This window comes from Weizmannia acidilactici, from assembly GCF_008974185.1.
Lineage (GTDB): Bacteria > Bacillota > Bacilli > Bacillales > Bacillaceae_C > Weizmannia > Weizmannia acidilactici.
The window spans coordinates 1-20,497 of sequence record NZ_BKZP01000039.1 but is presented as its reverse complement, the minus strand read 5'-3'; the positions used below and the strand labels follow the sequence as shown (position 1 = coordinate 20,497).

Sequence of the window (20,497 nt, the reverse complement as noted above, 5' to 3'; positions counted from 1 at the left end):
ATTGGGAGCCTGACAGCTTTTATCATATCGTTTGCCGCTGAAACAGAAGAGGCGCATTGTTTCACGACCGCGGAGATTTTTTGACGTTCCTTTATATTTTAAAACGGTTTTTTTACAAAGCACCATATGAATTAGCCTCATACTGTCTCATGACCAACCACTTTCACCTGCAACTTCGCTCCACCGATCAACCCATTTCAAAAATCATGTCCCTGATCAATAAACGATACGCCGATTATTACAATAACAAGTATCACCTGACCGGCCAAGTCTCTGAGAAACGATATTACGATCACAGAATCCATTCTCCTGAAGGCATGATTGAAGTGAGTTGCTATATTCATTTGAACCCGGTAAAAGCAAACATGGTCACTAATCCAGAAGCCTATCCATGGAGCAGTTATAGGGACTATATCTATGATACGCGGCCCTATGAATTTCTAAAAACCAATCATATTTTAAAGTTTTTTTCGGGAAATATTGCGGAAAAGAGGAAAAAATATAAGCAGGTCATTGCAGAACGGTTAACGAAAAATTCTGAACTACCACAGTTTTTGTCCGCTCATTGGCAGTTTTTTATTTTAACAAAAAATGCAGCGGCATCTTACCGCTGCAAATGAAATATATAGAATAATTAGGGGGATAGGCGATAAATCAACCGCCTATTTCTTTAAGTTACAATCTTCATTATACGAAAAATTTTTCATTTTACAAGTGTTTTTTAATGGGCGTCGGCATGCTGACAGGAATCAGGCTGAATGGGAAAGGCAGTGGGCTTCTTATTTATGTTTTAAACTTTAGTCCCTATTTTTTAAGGAATTTTACCATGAGAGGGATTGTTTTCTAATGGAAATGATTGTAAAATATTGTCAGATAAATCCGAACTATTTGTTTTGGATAATCTTTATCAAGTGCCTGGTGGATCTTTGTAGACAGCGACAATCTTTTTGAAAAAAATGTTCACATTCCGGGCAGGATTGGAAACGGAGGGAAGAGAGTACAATTGCTGTCATAAGGGATTGCCAGGGCAAAATAGAATAAATGGAGGGGGATATATGGATCAATTAGAGATTTTGAAAGAAGAAATGTTTTATGACAGTCGGGAGCTTTATGATTGTTATTTTGGAGACCATGCTTATCTCCATTACGATGGGTATTGGCCATTTTTAGTCGTCGGCGTGAAGGATAGTACCACAAATGTATACGCCATCGTTGAGTTTCACTCAGGTTGTGAGGGTTTTAAATATTATCATGAAAAATTGTTTGGTACCAAGGTAAATTCCTATGTAACCTATGAAAAGGAATTCAAAAGAGTGAAAGATTGGGTGGCTTTTTTCCGGAAAAAGCGCATGTACAATATGTTACCAAGTCTACAATAAAACAGGCAAATCGTCTATCGATAGACTTATCTGCCGTTGTCCGGTAATCGATCAAATGGATTTAGGGCTTGCCTTTTCCCATGAATACCGTGCAGCGGCGTTTTCACGCACGGGTTATCCTGCGTGATTTTTTTGTGCGCCTGGCATGGACGCTATAGGGTGAAAGTCCCGAAACGCGAAGGCAGTAGTATCAATAGCTTAACGCAAGGGTGTCCGTAGTGATGCGGAATCTGAAGGAAGCGGGCGGCAAACCTCCGATTCTTGAGGAACATGAACCTCATATAAGGCTAGTTATCATTGGATGAGCTTGCTAAACAAAGTAAAGTCCATACTGCCAAAGGTGATATAGAGTAAATGAGGCAGATTGCAGATAGGTGGAGGGAAAGAGTGTAGTCTTACCCGGGGAGGTCTGATTGAAACGCCGATTTAGTTGGTAACCAGTCTAGTGATAGATTGATGAACAGTCAGAAGTTATCAGAGGTCATCGCACAAATAAGGTAGCTCCTCATTTGGAAGGTTTGAACCACGAAGGAGTGTGGAATAAACTCGAATTTCACTTTGTTCAATGAAGCAGATAATCCAAAGATGGACTTACTCAGTGGATAGAAACGGTGAATTCTGTGGGAGACATTGAGAGGGCTGAGAACTAAAGTGGTTTAAGGAGAGACAGAAAAGCATAACAGACAGTGAGACTACCCGCCTGACTTCATGGAACCGCCGTATACGGAACCTTGCGTACGGTGGTGTAAGAGGACGGAGGTTAGTCACCTCCTCCTACTCGATGGTTTTCAGTAAGGAAAAGAAAAGCAGCGGCATTTACCGCTGCAAAATGGGGGGCTAATTAAATGAAACTGAATTTGTCCGTATATATAGCCACCGATTTCAATATGATTATAACAAAGTTGTTGCTTTTTGTGAACCCTTTTTTAGCAAATTTTTTGGTAATTACTCGATAGTTGCAGGAAAATGGGATATGCGTTATGAAGGATGGATAAAGTAGGAGTGAATGAAAGAGAAGCCTGAACGTAATTCATCAAGCTTCCCCTTTGCAGTTATAGAATGAAAGCGATCCGCTTGGCGGCATTCTACGTTCCCAAAGCTTCATTGAATTTTATGGACAGACAAGATGAAAGCTTTATTGATCCCCCGAATTTCGCTTCAGAATCGCCTCTATAAAATCAGATAGATGGTTCCGTTCTTCCTCCGTTAGCTTTTTCATGTTTTCCAATAGTCGCATTAAATCTGGAGACAGCTCCGATTCATAACCGAAGAACTCTGCTAATGTCATCCCCAAAGCATCACAAATGGTTGATAGTTTATCCAAAGAAGGCGTAGTTCTGCCGTTTTCAATATCACTTAAATAAGGCTGCGAAATAAAAGCTTTTTTAGCCAGTTCCTTAACCCGCATATTTTTTGATAAGCGAAGGTTTCTAATGCGTTTTCCAATGTCCACAAATATCACCTGTTTTCATTATATCGTCAGCAACGATACGTGAATAAGAAGCATTTTAAAAATTTTTATCATAAATAACTATAAATATATTGAAATTATAGTTATTTGTTATATAATAGGCATTGAGATCACAAAATATTCATTTTTATCAATCAATGTTGGAAAGCGCTTATTTCCGGGTTCAAAGGTTTACACCTTTTAACCATATAAACAAAAGAAGGAGGAGAATGAAATGAAGCTGGGTTACCAGACGAACACGTGGGGCGGTGTCGTTGGGCATCCTGGCGGGGTGGTGTCTGTAAAGGATGCTTATTATCTTGCCAACGGATCCACGAAAACGGCCTTGGAAGAGATCAGGAAAGCCGGCTATGGCGGGTTTGAGCTTTTCGATGGCAATCTTATGCAGTTTGTGGACAGGAAAGAGGAATTCTCTGCTTGGATGCGTGAGTACGGCCTCTTCTTTGTCGGCGTTTATACGGGAGGGAACTTTATTTTCCCGGAAATCCTCGAAGAAGAAATCGCAAAAATAGAAAAAGTTGCTAAGCTCGCTTCAGGATTGGGTGCCGAACACCTTGTGATCGGAGGCGGGGCTGTCCGTTCAAACGGGATTCAGGATGAAGATTACATATTGCTTGGGAAAGCGCTTGACCGCATTGCGGAAATCGCGGAGTCAAACCATCTCATCCCGAGCTACCATCCGCACATGGGCACGTGTGTAGAAACGCCCGAACAGCTGGACCGCCTCATGTCCTGCACAAGCATCAACATATGCCCTGATACAGCCCATATTGAAGCAGGCGGCGGCGATCCGGTTGAAACCGTAAGGAAATATATCGGACGCATCCGATACATCCATTTAAAGGATTACGAAAACGGCACATTCCTTCCTTTAGGGAAAGGGCACCAGAAATTTGCAGAGATTATCAACCTCTTGAAGGAAGCGGATTACAGCGGATGGGTGACAGTGGAACTTGATGAATACGCCGATCCGATTGAAGGTGCAAAAATTAGCAGGGACTATTTGAGAAAATTAGATTTATAGAAATGGGGGATAGTATGAAAAAGTTTCTTTCAATCTTTTCCGTAGTTTTGCTCATCAGCAGTATCACCTTGGCGGGATGCGGCAAAAGCGGATCCCAATCGGCAAATGCCAATGCGCCTAAGGTGGGGGCGGATGATCCGCAGACAGGACCGCTCACCATTAACCCGGCCCTTCCAAAAGGCGGCAAGATTTTAAGCAAAGGGCCGCACGGGGAAACTGCAGTGCCGGCCAGTTCTTTAAAGTTAACGGAAAAAGATTTGGCGCAGCTTAAAAAAGGCCGGTATACAGCGGCCATTGTCATGCACTATGCCGGAAATGACTGGTCGACCGCGCAAATTGCCGGGTTGAAAGCGGCATTTAAACGAATGGGCATCAAAGTCATTGCGGTGACCGATGCACAATTCAAGGCGGAAAAACAGGTATCCGACATTGAAACGGTGATTGCGAAAAAGCCGGATATCATTGTCAGTATTCCAGTCGATGCCGTTTCCACATCGGATGCTTACAAAAAAGCTGCAGCAGCCGGAATTAAGCTCGTCTTCATGGATAATGCACCGGATGGCATGCAGGCCGGAAAAGACTATGTCAGCGTTGTTTCCGCCGATAACTACGGCAACGGGGTGGCGGCAGCCAATATCATGGCGAAGGAATTGGGTGGCAAAGGTAAAATCGGCGTCGTCTACCATGACGCGGATTTCTTTGTCACAAGGCAGCGGACGGAAGCGTTTGAAAAAACGATTAGGGAAAAATATCCAAACATTAAAATCGTTGCCCGCGGCGGGATCTCCGGCCAAAATGACGGAGAAAAAGTGGCATCCGGCATGTTAACGAAAAATCCGAATCTGGACGGAATTTTTGTCGTATGGGATGTGCCGGCTGAAGGGGCTCTCGCAGCTGCGCGGACGGCAGGGAAACAGGACCTTGTCATTACGACATGCGATTTAGGGACGAATGTCGCGCTCGAAATGGCTCAGAAGAATGGTATTGTCAAAGGCCTCGGCGCCCAGCTGCCATATGACCAGGGCATTTCCGAAGCGATTTTGGCGGGTTATAGTTTGCTCGGGCGAAAGACACCGGCATATGTCGCGGTCCCGGCCTTAAGCGTCACCCGTGAAAACGTCTTGAAAGCTTGGAAGCTTGTGTACCATACTGACGCACCGAAAGAAATTCAGCAGGCGGCAAAATAAACTTTTTAAATGGAAATCTATATCAAAAATAGGAGGAATATGAAATGAAAAATATAAATGTTGGAATGATTGGCGGAGGTTTTATGGGAAAGGCGCATGCCTTGGCATATGCAAGCATGCCGATGTTTTTCTGGCCGGCGCCTGCAATTCCTGTCCGCCATACGGTTGCTGATGTCAATGAGGAGTTGGCCAAAGAAGCAGCTGCCCGTTTTGGGTTCGAACATTACGCCGGCAGCTGGGAAGAAGTGGTCAATCATCCTGATATTGATGTCATTGATATCGTCACGCCGAACCATACCCATGCGGAAATTGCGATTGCCGCGGCCAAAGCCGGCAAGCATGTGATTTGTGAAAAACCGCTTGCTCTCGGTGCAAAGCAGGCGAAAATGATGCTCGATGCAGTTGAGAAAGCGGGCGTCAAGCACATGGTTGCTTTTAACTACAGAAGGACGCCGGCCGTGGCACTCGCCAAGAAATATATTGATGAAGGGAAAATCGGGAAAATTTTAAACTTCCGCGGTACCTACCTGCAGGACTGGTCGGCCGATCCGCAGTCCCCGCTGTCGTGGCGTTTCCAAAAGAAAACGGCCGGATCGGGCGCCCTTGGCGATATCGGGACGCATGTCGTCGACTATGCGCGTTATCTTGTCGGCGAAATTGCTGAGGTCAATGCCGTTGCGAAAACATGGATCTCGGAAAGGCCGGTGCAGACGGGCGGAACGGATAAGCTCGGAACCGTAAAGGCTTCAGATTCAGTGCCAAAAGCAGCCGTGGATGTCGACGATGAATTTATGACACTGTTGAAATTTGAGAGCGGTGCCATTGGCAGCATTGAAGCAACCCGGAATGCTTGGGGGAGAAATAACTTTTTAACTTTTGAAATTCATGGAGAAAAGGGTTCGCTCTATTTCAATTATGAACGCCGTGATGAACTGCAGGTTTGCTTTTCGGACGACCCTGCAGACGAAAAAGGGTTCCGCACCGTGTACACCGGGCCGGCCACGCCGTACGGGGAAGGGTTATGGCCGATTCCGGCGCTTGGCATTGGCTACGGCGAAACGAAAATCATTGAAACGTACGATTTTATGAAAGCGATTGTTGAAGATACCCAGCCTTTGCCGAATTTTTACGACGGCTATAAAACTGAACTAATCGCGGATGCCATCCTCGCCTCCGCGGAAAAAGGCGAATGGGTGAAAGTTCCGGAAGTTTCCGTTTTGGCATAAATCAAGGGGAGGCTGTAGGTTCCGGCAGCCTCTTTAAAAGAAGGTGAAATGCATTGGAACAAGCCGTTTTGTCGATGAAGAGCATTTCCAAATCATTTAATGGCATTCCGGTTTTAAAAGCAGTCGATTTTTCCTTACAAAAAGGGGAAGTCCATGCCTTGATGGGGGGAAACGGTGCCGGGAAATCCACCCTCATGAAAATCCTCACCGGCGTGTACACGGCCGACGAAGGGGAGATTTTACTGGACGGCGAGCCGGTTGAAATCAAAGATATTAAAGACGCGAGAGCGAACCATATTGCGATGATTTATCAGGAATTCAGTTTAATTCCGACGTTGACAGTTGCACAAAACATTTTCCTCACGAGGGAGCCGCGGACAAAAGTCGGCCTGCTGAAAGATAAAGCCTGTATCGAAAAAACAAAAGCGTTGTTAAACGAACTGGAAGTGGACATCAGCCCGCATGCCGTTGTTGGAACCCTCGGTGTCGGTTACTGGCAGATGATTGAAATTGCAAAGGCGCTTTCCCAGGAAGCAAAGATTTTGATCATGGATGAGCCAACATCGTCTTTAACGAAAAAAGAAACGGAGATTCTATTCTCTTTTATCGAAAAATTAAAAAAGAGAGGCATCACAATTATCTACATCTCACACCGGATGGATGAGATTTTTCAAGTATGCGACAGGATCACCGTATTAAGGGACGGGAAAAATGTTCTCACCGAAGCTTGCAGCCGCTTACGTATGGAAGATGTCATCCGCCATATGGTAGGCTCGAAAATGGACAAAGCTTTCGAGTGGAAAGAAAGGCCGTATGCGACGGACGTTCCTCCTGTCCTCGAAGTGCGGCATTTATCAGCGGGGGAGAAGGTTAAAGATATCAGTTTCCAGCTGTACCCCGGCGAAATTCTCGGCATTGCGGGGCTGATGGGCAGCGGGCGCTCGGAACTCGCCCGGGCGATTTTTGCGATTGACCCGAAAGATGGCGGAGAGGTGATCGTCAAAGGGAAAGCCTGCACGTTCAAAAGCCCGGCCGACAGCATCAAAGCCGGAATTGCTCTCATTCCCGAAGACCGCAGGATACAAGGGCTTGTACTCGACCACTCCGTAAAAGAAAATCTGATCTTGCCGTTTGTGAAACATTTGAAAAAGGGATTTTTGCTCGACGAACGGAAAGCCAATCATTTAGCCGGCGGGCTCGTGAAAAAGCTGAACATTAAAACGGATGATATCCATAAAGCGGCGAAACGGTTATCCGGCGGGAACCAGCAGAAAATTGTCCTAGCGAAATGGCTGGCGAACGAACCGGATGTCCTGATCCTCGATGAACCAACGATCGGCGTCGATATTGCCGCAAAGACTGAGATCATGGAAATCATCCGGGAGCTGGCAGACAGCGGGAAAGGGATCATTGTCATTTCCTCGGAACTGCCGGAGCTTTTGGCGTTAAGCGACCGGGTACTCGTGCTGCACGAGGGAACGATCAAAAAAGAATACAGGAGAAAAGAGATTCATGCAGAGGAGGAGCTTCAGCATGCCATCCAAGGATATTGAAATCAACAGCCAGTTAAATGGCGTGAAATGGCAGTTTAAAAAAATCGACTGGAGAAGCTATATTGTCTATATCGCATTTGTCTGTGTTTTGATTTACTTTTCCATTGCATTAAACAGCGAAGGTTTTTTGACGGCAGAAAATCTGCTGAATATTGTCCGCCAGACGGCCATGATTTCGATTATGGGGATTGCGATGACGTTCGTCATTTCCACCGGTGAGATCGATTTGTCGGTGGGCTCCATCGCGGCGCTGTCTTCCCTTACCGCTGCCCTTGCTTTGCAGGCCGGTTTTGGGGCAATCAGCGGCCTACTAGCGGGGGTCGGGACAGGGATAGCCGTCGGATTGGCGAACGGATTGTTGATCACCAAAGCGGCCATCCCGTCATTTTTGGTGACGCTCGGCACGATGGGGATTGTCAAAGGGGCCGCGATGTGGACTACAAAAACCGCGCCCGTGCCGATTCTCGACCCGACTTTTAACTTTATTTTCGGTTCCGGGGATATCGGCGTGATTCCGATTTTGTTGATTTGGACATTAATCTTTACGGTAATCGGCCATATTTTACTGAAGAAAACGGCATTCGGACGCCAGGTGTTGGCAACGGGCGGGAATGAAAGCGCAGCGAAATTTTCCGGTGTGAAAACCTGGAAAATCAAACTGCTTGTCTTTTTAGGCACCGGCTTGATGGCCGGATTTGCCGGCGTTTTATATGCCGGGCGCATGCATGCCGGTCGTTATACATTTGGCGACGGCGACGAACTGTCTGTTATTGCCGCCGCCATTCTCGGCGGAACGGCCCTGGCCGGTGGTGTCGGCACCGTCATCGGATCGCTTATGATCGGCGTCATTAACAACGGCTTAATCATCATGAGTCTTGACGTCAGCCAGCAAATGATGATTAGAGGTTTGATCATTATCCTCGCCGTTGCTTTTGGGAAGAAATCAGCGGATCAATAGACGGAAGCGTATAGGCATCCACCTGGTAAATGAATCTGATCCAATGCATCCGGGAAAACCTCGGCAAAGTGCTTGGAACAACAGGACGGCAGGATCCTGGAGGGCCGGTGACATTCGGGAGCAATATTTGGAGAACCAGGGCGGCTATGGATGTGGAAGCTATTCTGGATTAACTGCGTAATACTGCTAAGGAAGATATGATGGATCGATCCTGGAAGTTGTTTCATTGGATTCGGGGACATGCAGGACGATATTTGGCTGCCTCGTTATGGAACTGTAAATTGGATTCGAAAATTACTTAGAACGATATTTTGAAGAGCAAGCAATGAATGATTTTTTAGAAAGGGGAAAAGCCGGATGGAAAAAATCAAAGTGGGAATCATCGGGACGGGCTTTATCGGCCCGGCCCATATCGAAGCGTTAAGGAGGCTTGGTTTTGTTGAAGTGTTGGGGCTTGCGGAAACCAGCAAAGAAGTGGCAAAACAAAAGGCAGACGAACTGAACATCCCGAGAGCTTACGGGGACTACCGGGAGATGCTCTCGGATCCAGATATCCAGGTGGTCCACAACTGCACGCCAAACTTCCTGCATTATCAAATCAATAAAGAGATTATGCTGGCCGGGAAACATGTATTATCCGAAAAGCCGCTCGCTATGAACAGCAAGGAGTCGGAAGAACTGCTGGCGATCGCGAAAATGCAGGGCATCGTCCACGGGGTCAATTTTAACTACCGCCAGCATGCAAGTGTCCAAAATTTGCGGGTTAAGATAGCGAATGGCGACCTCGGCAAAGTGAATCTCATTCATGGGAGCTATTTGCAGGACTGGCTGCTCTATGAAACCGACTATAACTGGCGGCTCTCGCAGGCAGTCGGTGGCAATTCCCGGGCAGTTGCCGATATTGGTTCCCACTGGTGCGATACGGTCCAGTTTGTGACAGGAAAGAAAATTACCGAAGTTTTTGCGGACTTGGCAACCGTGATCCCTGTCCGGAAAAAACCGAAAAACAGCACGGCCACTTTTTCGGCACAGCCGTCCTCAGATGCGTATGAAGCGGTGCCGATCCAAACGGAAGACTATGCCTCCGTCCTAGTTCATTTCGATGACGGTTCAAAAGGCGTTTTTACAGTTTCGCAAGTCAGCGCCGGCCGGAAAAACCGGCTCAGTTTTGAAATTGACGGCAGCAAAGCCTCGGCTTATTGGAACCAGGAAGAGCCGGAAAAATTATGGCTCGGATACCGGGACAAGCCGAATGAAATCCTGCTGGCAGACCCGGCCCTTTTTGACCCGGAGGCAAAAGCATCCATCCATCATCCGGGCGGGCATAATGAAGGCTGGCCGGACGCCCTGAAAAATATGATGCTGCACTATTACAGCTTTATCCGCGATGGTAAACGCATCGGTGAAGACGAGCCGCCTTTTGCAACATTTGAAGACGGCCATTTGTCGATGTGCATCACGGACGCCATTTTGGAAAGCCACGCCGCGCAGAAGTGGGTAAAAGTGGCGAACGGGGTGCTGGCATAAAATGTTGGAGGTGTTATTGTGAAACTCGGCGTATTTACGGCATTATACCAGCAGTTGCCATTTGAAGACATGCTGGACAAGTTGGCATCAATGGGGGTGGAGGCGGTGGAACTCGGAACCGGAAACTATCCCGGCAGCCACCACTGCAATCCTGAAGAATTGCTGGATTCGGAAGAAAAGTTGAAAACCTTTCAAGCGGCAATTGAGAAAAGGGGGCTCATGATCAGCAGTTTAAGCTGCCACGGAAATCCGCTCCATCCGAATAAAGAAACGGCGCGGGCGGCCCACAACGTATGGCGAAATACCGTTTTGTTGGCGGAACGGTTGAATGTACCGGTGGTGAACGTGTTTTCCGGTTGCCCGGGGGATTGCGAAAGCGCCAAAAATCCGAACTGGGTCACATGCGCCTGGCCTCCGGAATATTTGGAGGTTTTAAAATGGCAGTGGGAGGAAGTAGCGATCCCTTACTGGCAGGAAGAGGCGGATTTTGCCAAAGCGCATGGTGTTAAAATCGCCTTTGAAATGCATCCGGGCTTTCTCGTTTACAACCCGGAAACTTTGCTGAAATTAAGGGACCGGGCCGGAGAAACGATAGGCGCCAACTTCGATCCGAGCCATCTGATCTGGCAGGGAATCGATCCGGTTGCAGCGATCAAAAAACTCGGCCGCGAACAGGCCATTTTCCATTTTCACGCGAAAGACACTTATTTGGACAAAACCAACATTGCCATCAACGGCGTGCTTGACACGAAACACTACAGCCAAATTTCCGACCGTTCCTGGACCTTCCGCACCGTCGGCTACGGCCAGGACGAAAAAACATGGAAAGACATCATCAGCACCCTCCGCACCGTCGGCTACGATTACATTATCTCCATCGAACACGAAGACATGCTCGCCTCTATTGATGAAGGCCTCGCCAAGGCAATCGCCTTGTTGAAAAGATGCATGTTCTATGAACAGCCGGATGAAATGTGGTGGGCTTAGGTGGATGAGATAGATTTATGATGGAAGGCTTCCAGCTGATGGGAGCCTTTTTTCTTTGAAAAGAATCTAAGCGTCATATACGGTCCATATTTCATGCAGTGGTTGGGAGTAAGCCAATCATGAATATTTTCTATTGGGGATGCAGCTATCCTCTCTACTTTTTCGCCGGTTTTTTCGAAACTTTCACCGATTTTCAAGGAACGTCCGCCGATTTTTTACCGTTTTCACTGATTTCTCTAAAATGAGTAAGCTGACCGGTTACCGTTTCAAGTTTTTCGCCAGTTTTTAAGCCATTTTCTGTGAAAAAACTAAGCATCATATACAGCCTATTTTTCATGCAGTGGTTGGGAGCGAGCGGTATGAATGTTTTCTTTGAAAAAATTTGTCCGAAAGTGTGAAGAAAGACATTTTTACATTCAATGGTTGCGAGCAAGACGATCAAGGATGTTTTATACTCCGTCCTTCTTCATTCAGGGCAAAAAATGATTCCCCATCCAACATAGGAAGAATCAGCGGAAACCTCGGAGAAATCAGCGGACTAGTCTTATAAATCAGCGGAAAGATGCAAAAAATCAGCGATAGGAAGAAAAAGTTGGGAAGAGATGTCCTCCCCTTTTGAAAGTATTCTCTAGAAGAAATGGTTCTGAGAAACTTTGTCAGGCTCCGTTAGAGGAAAATTTCTGCTTATAGGGGGTTTGGGGACAGCCTCTTCAAAAGGTTGGATGGCGACCAGCCCCAGCATTCTCAGATTCCATATAAATCAAATAAAAAGAAAGCACACCAAAAAATCGAAAATATCAGATATTTTTAGATAGAAAATTATGATTAATAGTCAATATTATTTGCTACAAATTAAAAAGATTTGAAAAGGGCATTGAAAACTACAAATAAAACAATCACTATACCAACAAATACTACTTCTCTGGTAGCAACATTACTATTATTTTCCTCTATTTTTTTCTATACTTTTTTGGATATCCCTTTGCTTACCAGTTGATTTCCAGTTCATAACCTACTTTAACCCCCCCTCACTTCGTGTTTAGTTTACCATTATAAACATAATAAACGAATTAACATTCAAGCGTAATTCCTAATTATCTTGAATGATCGAGCAAACCCTCATTATCAAGTGTGAGGTTTTTATTATTTTATTAGAGATGTTATGTCAACAAAAGATAAAAAAGAGAATCTCGGCGCCAGCATCCCTAAAAAAATTAAACCAAAATGCTGAATGCCTTAAAACTTATATCTATACGGAAGGGATATAACCCAAGAGATTTTTCCTTAATCGCTTTTGGCGGGGGCGGTTCCATGCATGCTGCTGCACTGGCAAGAGAGCTGGGAGTGAACAAAGTTATTATTCCGATCGCTTCATCTGTATTTTCGGCATGGGGAATGTTAATGACGGATTTAAGACATGACTATATTCAAACTTATATTGTGCGCTTGAATGATTTAGATCCTGAATTGATTAATAAGGAATGGGGACAACTGGAGAACAGGGCTTATAATGAGTTCCTGCATGAAGGCGTAAAGAAAGATTCTGTGATGTTTTCAAGATATTTAGATATGAGATACTTAGGTCAGGAACATACGGTAAAAGTACCGGTACCTAGCGGAGAATGGAACAATGAAATATTACGATCCATCATTCGAAGTTTTCATGAGTTACATGAAAAAGCTTATTCTTTTAAGTTGGAAAATTCTGAAACAGAAATTGTGAATTTGCATCTGACTGCCCTTGGGTTAGTAAAGAAACCCAAGTTAGAAAAAAGATACCGGAGTGGCGATGTGAAGGATGCATTAAAAGAAGTCCGTCCGGTTTACTTTGAAAAAACTGGTTGGGTTCAAACAAATATTTATGATCGTGAAAAGCTTCCAACTTTAAAGACGGTAAATGGCCCGGCAATTATTGAAGAGAAGGCATCTGTAACAGTTGTTTATCAAGACCAAACGCTAGTTGTCGATGACTATGGAAATCTTATTATTGAAATAGGAGTGAAGTGAAATGATAACTACTTCTAAAAAGGTTGATCCATTTACCTTGGAAATTGTGAAAGATTCCTTGCTTGCCATTGGAGATGAAATGTTTATTGCACTGGCAAGAACATCTATGAGCCCAATTATTTACGAAGTGCTTGATTATGCCAGCGGTTTAACTGATTCGAAAGGAAACCTGTTAACGCAAGGAAACGGAGCAACCGGTTTTATTGGGATGTTAACTTTTATGGTGAAGGAGACATTAAATAAATTTGGAGAAAAAGACCTGAATCCCGGCGATATTATTATTATCAATGACCCTTATAAAGGTGGGGGTTCTCATTTATCTGATGTTGGTCTTGTCATGCCAATTTTTTATCAGGATGAGATTATTGCTTTTTCAGCAAATAAAGCTCATTGGACTGAAGTGGGTGGGAAAGATCCAGGATCATTTACAAATGATTCAACAGAAATCTTTCAAGAGGGTTTGCAATTTCCTTGTGTAAAACTTTTTGAAAAAGGAAAAATCAATCAAGCGATAGTAGACATTATTCAATCAAATGTACGTTTTCCTGAATTATCATTGGGTGATATGTGGGCTCAGGTGGCAGCGTTAAAAACTGGTGAAAAACGAGTAAGAGAGCTTTGTGAGAAGCATAGTAAAGACATTGTGCTGGCTTCAATTGAACACTACTTAAATCATGGTGAGCAACTCTCCAGGCTTGAATTAAGCAAATTACCGAAAGGAACCTTTGAAGCAGAAGATTTAATTGATACAGACGGAATTGGGAATGGCCCCTTTAAAATTAAAGTAAAGGTCACCATTACAGAGAATGAATTTATTTGTGATTTTAGGGGCAGCCATCCCCAAGTTCCCGGTCCGGTCAATTGTTCATTAACAGCATTAACTTCTGCAGTCAGAGTGATTTTCCTGGCAGTTACAAACCCATCTCAGGATATAAATGATGGAGTATTTCGTCCTTTGAAAATTCTCACAGATAAAAAATCCATATTATCGGCAGAAAGGCCGGTTCCGGTTTCCAATTATTTTGAGTCAATGATCATGGGAGCGGATTTAATATGGAAAGCACTCGCTCCACACTTGCCGGATAGATTGTCAGCTGGTCATTTAACCTCTGTTTGCAGTGTTACCCTTTCCGGTACCCATCCTGATTCAAATGAACCGTTTTTAATTGTTGAGCCCTCAGTGGGCGGATGGGGTGCAGCTAAAGGAGAGGATGGTTCGAGTGGACAATTTTGTCTGGGGGACGGCGAAACATACAATGTACCTGTTGAAGTAGCAGAAACAAGGTATGGAGTCCTCGTTGATGAATACAGTCTTCGCAATGATGGCGGCGGAGCCGGGGAGTATATTGGCGGACGCGGCGCCATTCGTTCGTACCGTGCGCTCACGGATGGCCAGACGGCAACGATAACTTACGGCAGACATATAACACCTCCCTGGGGAATCCACGAGGGGCAAAATGGTTCGGTTAATCAATTTTACGTTGAAAAGGCAAATGGTGAAATCGATGGTCCGTTTGGTTGCTATCCAAGATATCCATTGCAAAAAAATGATGTCGTAAAATTAATGACCGCTACTGGCGGGGGATATGGAAATCCACTAAAACGTCCAGCACAGAAAGTTGCCCGGGATGTGAAAAATGAGTACATTTCAGTATCAGAAGCAGAGGAAGTTTATGGAGTCCGTGTAAATCCTGTTACTTTTGAATACGAAGAAACAGAAAAACGTAAAGCATATTATAAATCATAAGCTTTTATACTGCTTAAAGTCAGAAAACTTTAGTGGGTGTGGAAAAAAACGAGTAATCATTTTTAAATGAGTGATTGCTCGTTAATTATAATGAACTATCTCTTAAAGGAGCATTCCTGTAATTAAAGAAATTTGAGGTTTGCACAAAAAAGAGCCCCCTTGGTATGATACGAGGTGTCCAAAGCTTTGAAGCAAAAATGGACCCTTAATTGATACCCAAGGAGGACTCACAATGAATTATACTCAAAATCACAAGATATCGCAAATCACTCCATTAACTCGTTTACGCGCTTGGATTAACGGATACAGGATGATGTTGGTGATGATTCTTGACTAATGGTATCGGCCGATATCTTTTGCCGGCGGAAGTTAGAACAGTAATGGCAGGTTACAATCAATTGTGGTAAGTTGCAATGATTTCTTTTTAACGGCAAAGAGACCAACCTTGGCTCAGACCACCTTGTTCTGGCAAGGAATTTATCTCGTCGCTGCGATCAAAAAACTCGGTGCAGGCAGGCCTTTTTTCATTTCGATGCGAAAGTTAAAGGCAACATCGCAATAAACGGCGTGTTGGACAAGAAACATTACAGCCAAATTTTCGGCCGTTCCTTGGCCTTCTTTGGCATATAGAAGAATCTCTTGATAGAAGTTCGTGTTTTGAATTTTTCATTGATAAAATGAAGAGGGGGTTTTTATCACATGTTGTGGTGCGTTCGTCAAAGTATCCGAAACAGTAAAATAAGTGTCCATTTCCGACCTCTTCTCATCCATAAAACGGGTTTACAATTGTGAGATCGTGATCAAAATTTTACAATAGCGGAAGAGCTAGAAAAGAGGCCGATCATATGAATCGACCTCTTTTCATAACTGTTTTCTCACCCAAACTTGCATTTCACCCGGTTGCCGATTTATCCACGCATAATATGGAATAAAGTGAATATGTGCTGGTTTCCATTCATATGTCCGGTAATCCCGGTAGAGCGGCCCGTCAAGAGGATCTGCCTCAAGTCTTTCTGCTTCTACTTCGATTGTACCGACGCCTTCAAGCAAGTCCGGCTTATATGTATATTTAAACTCCGGTTTATTTGGGATGCGGTATAAACTTAATGGCGCCGGATTATCGGCTTCTTCCATGCAATAAACGATGGGTCCCCGTTGAATGGCAACTTTATCAAGATCATGCTTTACCCGATTGTTTGCCTGGATTTCATGCACACGCATATCCAAATTCAGTTCAATCTCAAATTGTTCTTGATGAATATCAAAATAAATAAAACCGTTTTTTGATTCCGGGCTGATTTCCCCGCCGGAGTGGTGGAGGGTATAGTGATGTGCCGACCAATATGGAATTCTTACCGCAAATTTGAAATGTTTCCGTTGCGGATTTTCGATTGTAAATTTAATATGGCCCTCCCACGGGAAATGACTGCTTTGTTCAATGGAAATATCATTGTCAAATTGCGCACGATTGGCAATAAATTGATGCGCATAAATCGTTTGTTTTTCGTCATCCAATGTATAGATATATTGATCAATCGAAGCAATTAAACGGGCAAGATTTGGCGGGCAGCAGGCGCAGCCAAACCAGTTCTGCCGCTCATACATGACATGGCTCTTGCCCGGATCTCTACGGCTTGCTTCTATCGATACTTCGAGCGGATTTACATAAAAGAAGTGCTCTCCATCCAATGATACACCGCTGATGGTTGAGTTAAACAATTCTTTTTCTAAAATATCGGCATATTCGCCCTTTGGTTCATTTTCCAGCATTCTGCGTGCAAAGAATGCCATCGCGACGGAAGCGCATGTTTCACAATACATCGTATCGTTCGGTAAATCATAATCATAAGTAAATGATTCGCCGATCGGCGTTGAGCCAATGCCGCCTGTGATATACATTCTCTTTCTCACAATATTGTCCCATAAACGCCTGCAGGCAGCCAACACTTTCTTGTTATGTGTCAATCGGGCCACATGTGCCATGCCGGTGCATAAATAAACAACCCTTACTGCGTGGCCTTCAGCCGCTTCTTGATCGAAGACCGGTTTATCTGCTTGATAATAGCTGAGCGGAAAAGCTTCCATCCCCGCAATGATATCACGGTCTTTTCCGTCTGCTTCAATTTGGCGGTCAAAAAATTGCGGATCCTTGCCGCGTTGAATGATAAAGTACTGTGCCAAGTCGAGATATCGTTTTTCGTTTGTCGCTTCATATAATTTTGCTAAGGCCAGTTCAATTTCGGGATGGCCGTCATAACCATGGATTTTTCCCTCTTCAGGCCCGAAATTTTCATCAATGCAGTCGGCCATGCGCCTTGCAATAGATAAAGCTTTTGTATTCCCTGTCACCTCATAATAGGCCACGCCGGCTTCAATATAATGGCCCATGCTGTACAGTTCATGGCTCTGCTTTAATCGCTTAAATTTCCGCTCTGGCGCTTCAATCATAAAATAAGTCACCAGATATCCGTCAGTCTCCTGTGTATCTGCAATCAAATCGATTAATTGGTCTGCAACTTCTTGCAAATCCTCATCCGGCGCATATTTTAATGTGTATGCAACAGCTTCCAGCCATTTATATACATCGGTATCTTGAAAGACGTAGCCGTAATGGTTTCCTTTCTGCCGGCCGGCGGCAATGAGAAAATTTGCGACCGCATGGCTTTTTTCGGAAGGGATCCGGTTATCCTCGCGTTCTTTTGTAATTTTAATATTTGCGTTATCATTCATGACAGACCATTGATAAGGAATCATCTGTTTTTTGACCAAATTTCGATAACGCTTCCAAAATTGATCTGTCACTGTAATGTTTTTGAGAGACATGCCATTGGCGCGATCCTGATATAAATTCATTTTCATATCTCCTCCTGTGTTTTTCTGGCCATTAAATCTCGAATGACGACGAGTTCGTGTTCTTCGTATTTTTTATACATAAACATCGGAATGATATTTATGGCAAAGATGATGATAGGCAGCCAAATAAATGAAAACTTGATGGCCCCGAGTGCGCTCGCCGTTTGTGCATGATTCGGCACATAATGGAATGCCTTCATAATAATGGATGGTATAAAAGAACCAAGCCCTGACCCGATTTTAATGCAGAACGAGCTGCCGATCGCAGTTAAGAAACCGCTGGCACGGATCCCGTTTTTCCATTCGCCGTAATCAACAGTATCACCGACCATTGCAAAGAACATGGAGCATGCGATACCGCTTCCAATACATGCTATGCACCAGCCTGCAAGCAAAGCAATAAGGTGATTGCCTGCGATAACCATCATGAATTGGCCAAGAATTGCAGCAATAAGTCCAAAAACCGTTGTCCCCCACTTACTTAACTTTTTGACAATCATTGGAATAGAAGCCATGCCCGCTACCTGGATGATGGAGAAACCATTAAACAAAGAAATGTAGTCTGCATTGTGCATATTGTATTGGAAGTAATAAGCCAATGTTGAACTTCTGGACATTAGACCGACCCAGAAAATAATGTTGGCTGTTACAATTAAAAACCAAGGCCAATTGCGTTTCGCCGCTTTAAAGCTTTGCTTAATCGGAATGGACTTCGTGCGTTGAATATTTTTCTCACGCATATCCGCAAAAGCAATTAGCAATAAGATGACGGCAATGGCGGCATAGAGCAAAACCGCTAATGACCAGCCTCTGCGCGTATTGCTTCCACCTAAAGCAGTAGCAAGTGGAAGGATAAAAGTCACAGCAAAGAAGTTACCAATGTTTCCGCCAACCATTCGGAATGAATTGGCAACCGTTCTTTCATCAGAGTTTGACGATAAGTTTGGCAATACCGAAGTAATTGGCGTTGAAACACCGGTGTAAGAAATTCCGGCTAAAATATACATCACGCCTGCATATACCACTTTTGCGGTTTCCGACAAATGGGGCGTTGTAAACAATAGCCAAACAAAGATTGCGAATGGAAAGGCCATCCATAAGAACCACGGGCGGCTTTGCCCGTACTTGCTGTGCGTATGGTCAATAATGATGCCCCAAATTGGCGCATCGAGCGCATCAAAAAGCCTGGCAATCAACAACAGTGTACCAGCGATCCCGGCAGACAGGCCATAAACATCCGTAAAAAAATAAAGAATATAGCTGCTCATGATACAGTAAAGCAAATTTCCTGCCAAATCGGTGAAAGAATAAGTAACCTTTCTGTGAAGCGGCAATGCATCTTCACGAATTCCCGCCAAATCGATTTGTGATTCATGAACGGCGGAGCTTTGAAATTTTTTGACCACGATCATCTCACCCTCTCCAGAAGATTTAAAATTATTTTCACAAAGAATTGTAAACCCTTGCATTTCTGGATGTAATCCCTTATATTGAAAAAAAGGTGTCCGTTTCCGACATTCTAAATTTGGAAATGAGGGGAGATGGGGTAATTGTGAACTATTCTTTTAAACTCCTTCATCCTTTTTTGTATTATAAAAGCGGGGAATTTTCTTCGGACATTCCGTGGAAGCATAAACAAATGTACCATCAAGGAGACTATGAAATTATTTTCTGTACGAAAGGGCCGCTCTATATCCAAGTCGGTACAACCCAATATGTCTTGAATGCCAACGATGTACTGTTCATTCCGCCATATACCAATATGTTTGGCTATCGGCTATCGACGAATCCGGTTAATTTCTATTGGCTGCATTTTTTTGCGAAACACGAACATTCCTTTCTTGAAGATCAGGAATTATCTGCAAATTTATCTGCGATCGCTTCCGGAAGTTTTGCCTCATCCATCAACGACAAAGTCATTTTGCCGGATTTTTTTCATGTCAATGAAGCTGGAAAAATTTTAATTTTTATTAATCAAGTTTTGGATGTGGCGAACAGTTATCGATATAGTGAGCAAGAAAACGATTACTTAGTTACTGTATTTTTAATTGAATTAAGCAATACCTATCTCATGCAGCTCTCTGCAAATCAGCATTTCCGGAGTAATAAGGTTGATAAAATAAAAGAGTGGATACGTGCAAATCTATCAGAAGACCTGACGGTTGAAGAAGTAGCCAGAACATTTCAACTTCATCCGGATTATTTAACGCGCCTTTTTAAACGCTATACGCACCGGACGACATTACAATTTATCAATGAATTAAAAATCGAAACAGCAAAAGTATTACTATTGCGGACCAATCTAACAGTCAGCCAAATTGCAAGCCACTCCTATTTTATAGACGAAAAAAATTTTATGCGCCGTTTTAAAAAAATGACCGGCTTGACACCTACAGAATTCCGGAATGCGTACATCCATACTCATTTAAATAATCCACGCATTGACCCCAAGATCCCATTACCAACACAGCTCGAAAAAAGAATGGATATTAAACGCAACATCTAAATTGCAGGACCGATTTCCGGGGATTTATTTCTTCCAGTTAATCGTGACTTGCATACCCTAATGAGTTGCTTT

At 44.0% G+C, this 20,497-nt stretch carries 15 protein-coding genes and 1 pseudogene; 12 read left to right on the top strand and 4 right to left on the bottom strand.

The genetic code is table 11. The features are described 5' to 3' along the window. The first annotated feature begins 56 nt into the window (after positions 1-56). Entirely contained in the window at positions 57-620 is a 564-nt protein-coding gene (locus tag BpJC4_RS13920) for a transposase (RefSeq protein ID WP_253724326.1), read from the top strand. A gap of 435 nt (positions 621-1,055) precedes the next feature. Next, a complete protein-coding gene (locus BpJC4_RS13915; protein WP_151681560.1) occupies positions 1,056-1,379 on the top strand; it encodes a hypothetical protein in 324 nt (107 codons plus the stop codon). 1,135 nt (positions 1,380-2,514) lie between these two features. On the opposite strand, the gene BpJC4_RS13910 is transcribed toward BpJC4_RS13915, so the two are convergent. Continuing rightward, positions 2,515-2,832 carry a helix-turn-helix domain-containing protein gene (locus BpJC4_RS13910; RefSeq protein ID WP_151681561.1) on the bottom strand — a complete coding sequence of 106 codons (318 nt, stop codon included), beginning with the start codon at positions 2,830-2,832 and terminating at the stop codon, positions 2,515-2,517. Between the two features lie 232 nt (positions 2,833-3,064). Between BpJC4_RS13910 and BpJC4_RS13905 the strand changes: the two genes are divergently transcribed. The 7 genes from BpJC4_RS13905 (at position 3,065) to BpJC4_RS13875 (ending at position 11,312) form a co-directional block, all read left to right on the top strand. Beyond that, the gene (locus BpJC4_RS13905) at positions 3,065-3,874 is read left to right on the top strand and encodes a sugar phosphate isomerase/epimerase family protein (RefSeq protein WP_151698058.1); all 810 of its coding nucleotides are present in this window, start codon (positions 3,065-3,067) and stop codon (positions 3,872-3,874) included. A gap of 14 nt (positions 3,875-3,888) precedes the next feature. Next, complete coding sequence (locus BpJC4_RS13900) at positions 3,889-5,061, top strand: substrate-binding domain-containing protein (RefSeq protein WP_151698057.1); 1,173 nt, start codon at positions 3,889-3,891, stop codon at positions 5,059-5,061. A 44-nt stretch (positions 5,062-5,105) separates the two neighbouring features. After that, entirely contained in the window at positions 5,106-6,287 is a 1,182-nt protein-coding gene (locus BpJC4_RS13895) for a levoglucosan dehydrogenase (RefSeq protein ID WP_151681563.1), read from the top strand. Between the two features lie 53 nt (positions 6,288-6,340). After that, a complete protein-coding gene (locus BpJC4_RS13890; RefSeq protein ID WP_216643735.1) occupies positions 6,341-7,840 on the top strand; it encodes a sugar ABC transporter ATP-binding protein in 1,500 nt (499 codons plus the stop codon). Next, positions 7,821-8,798: an ABC transporter permease gene (locus BpJC4_RS13885; RefSeq protein WP_151698056.1), complete on the top strand. Its 978-nt coding sequence runs from the start codon at positions 7,821-7,823 to the stop codon at positions 8,796-8,798. Before BpJC4_RS13890 ends, BpJC4_RS13885 begins: the two co-directional genes overlap by 20 nt. Before the next feature lie 357 nt (positions 8,799-9,155). Continuing rightward, positions 9,156-10,325, top strand: coding sequence for a Gfo/Idh/MocA family protein (locus BpJC4_RS13880; protein ID WP_151681565.1), 1,170 nt, complete (start codon positions 9,156-9,158; stop codon positions 10,323-10,325). A gap of 18 nt (positions 10,326-10,343) precedes the next feature. Continuing rightward, a complete protein-coding gene (locus BpJC4_RS13875; protein ID WP_151698055.1) occupies positions 10,344-11,312 on the top strand; it encodes a sugar phosphate isomerase/epimerase family protein in 969 nt (322 codons plus the stop codon). On the opposite strand, the gene BpJC4_RS13870 is transcribed toward BpJC4_RS13875, so the two are convergent. Next, complete coding sequence (locus BpJC4_RS13870) at positions 11,309-11,509, bottom strand: hypothetical protein (RefSeq protein WP_151698054.1); 201 nt, start codon at positions 11,507-11,509, stop codon at positions 11,309-11,311. The two genes, BpJC4_RS13875 and BpJC4_RS13870, sit on opposite strands and share 4 nt — an antisense overlap. 1,021 nt (positions 11,510-12,530) lie before the next feature. Here BpJC4_RS13870 and BpJC4_RS13865 point away from each other — a divergent pair. Both BpJC4_RS13865 and BpJC4_RS13860 read left to right on the top strand, forming a co-directional pair. Continuing rightward, positions 12,531-13,319: pseudogene (locus BpJC4_RS13865) on the top strand (hydantoinase/oxoprolinase family protein); the annotation flags it as partial. A 1-nt stretch (position 13,320) separates the two neighbouring features. Next, positions 13,321-15,066, top strand: coding sequence for a hydantoinase B/oxoprolinase family protein (locus BpJC4_RS13860; protein WP_151698053.1), 1,746 nt, complete (start codon positions 13,321-13,323; stop codon positions 15,064-15,066). A gap of 861 nt (positions 15,067-15,927) precedes the next feature. On the opposite strand, the gene BpJC4_RS13855 is transcribed toward BpJC4_RS13860, so the two are convergent. Together BpJC4_RS13855 and BpJC4_RS13850 are read right to left on the bottom strand one after the other, a co-directional pair. Continuing rightward, positions 15,928-17,919, bottom strand: a complete 1,992-nt coding sequence (locus BpJC4_RS13855) for a glycoside hydrolase family 127 protein (RefSeq protein ID WP_151681568.1) — start codon at positions 17,917-17,919, stop codon at positions 15,928-15,930. 2 nt (positions 17,920-17,921) lie between these two features. Continuing rightward, complete coding sequence (locus BpJC4_RS13850; protein WP_172968315.1) at positions 17,922-19,331, bottom strand: glycoside-pentoside-hexuronide (GPH):cation symporter; 1,410 nt, start codon at positions 19,329-19,331, stop codon at positions 17,922-17,924. Between the two features lie 227 nt (positions 19,332-19,558). Here BpJC4_RS13850 and BpJC4_RS13845 point away from each other — a divergent pair, with 227 nt between their 5' ends. Further along, positions 19,559-20,425 (top strand): helix-turn-helix domain-containing protein, encoded by an 867-nt coding sequence (locus BpJC4_RS13845; protein ID WP_253693910.1) that lies wholly within the window; start codon positions 19,559-19,561, stop codon positions 20,423-20,425. The last annotated feature ends 72 nt before the right edge of the window (positions 20,426-20,497 follow it).

What these genes read in the sequence shown, in the direction of transcription:
- BpJC4_RS13915 (WP_151681560.1), top strand. Translation starts at nt 1,056, where the DNA reads ATGGATCAATTAGAGATTTTGAAAGAAGAAATGTTTTATGACAGTCGG.
- BpJC4_RS13905 (WP_151698058.1), top strand. Translation starts at nt 3,065, where the DNA reads ATGAAGCTGGGTTACCAGACGAACACGTGGGGCGGTGTCGTTGGGCAT.
- BpJC4_RS13900 (WP_151698057.1), top strand. Translation starts at nt 3,889, where the DNA reads ATGAAAAAGTTTCTTTCAATCTTTTCCGTAGTTTTGCTCATCAGCAGT.
- BpJC4_RS13895 (WP_151681563.1), top strand. Translation starts at nt 5,106, where the DNA reads ATGAAAAATATAAATGTTGGAATGATTGGCGGAGGTTTTATGGGAAAG.
- BpJC4_RS13885 (WP_151698056.1), top strand. Translation starts at nt 7,821, where the DNA reads ATGCCATCCAAGGATATTGAAATCAACAGCCAGTTAAATGGCGTGAAA.
- BpJC4_RS13880 (WP_151681565.1), top strand. Translation starts at nt 9,156, where the DNA reads ATGGAAAAAATCAAAGTGGGAATCATCGGGACGGGCTTTATCGGCCCG.
- BpJC4_RS13860 (WP_151698053.1), top strand. Translation starts at nt 13,321, where the DNA reads ATGATAACTACTTCTAAAAAGGTTGATCCATTTACCTTGGAAATTGTG.
- BpJC4_RS13855 (WP_151681568.1), bottom strand. Translation starts at nt 17,919, where the DNA reads ATGAATTTATATCAGGATCGCGCCAATGGCATGTCTCTCAAAAACATT.
- BpJC4_RS13850 (WP_172968315.1), bottom strand. Translation starts at nt 19,331, where the DNA reads ATGATCGTGGTCAAAAAATTTCAAAGCTCCGCCGTTCATGAATCACAA.
- BpJC4_RS13845 (WP_253693910.1), top strand. Translation starts at nt 19,559, where the DNA reads ATGTACCATCAAGGAGACTATGAAATTATTTTCTGTACGAAAGGGCCG.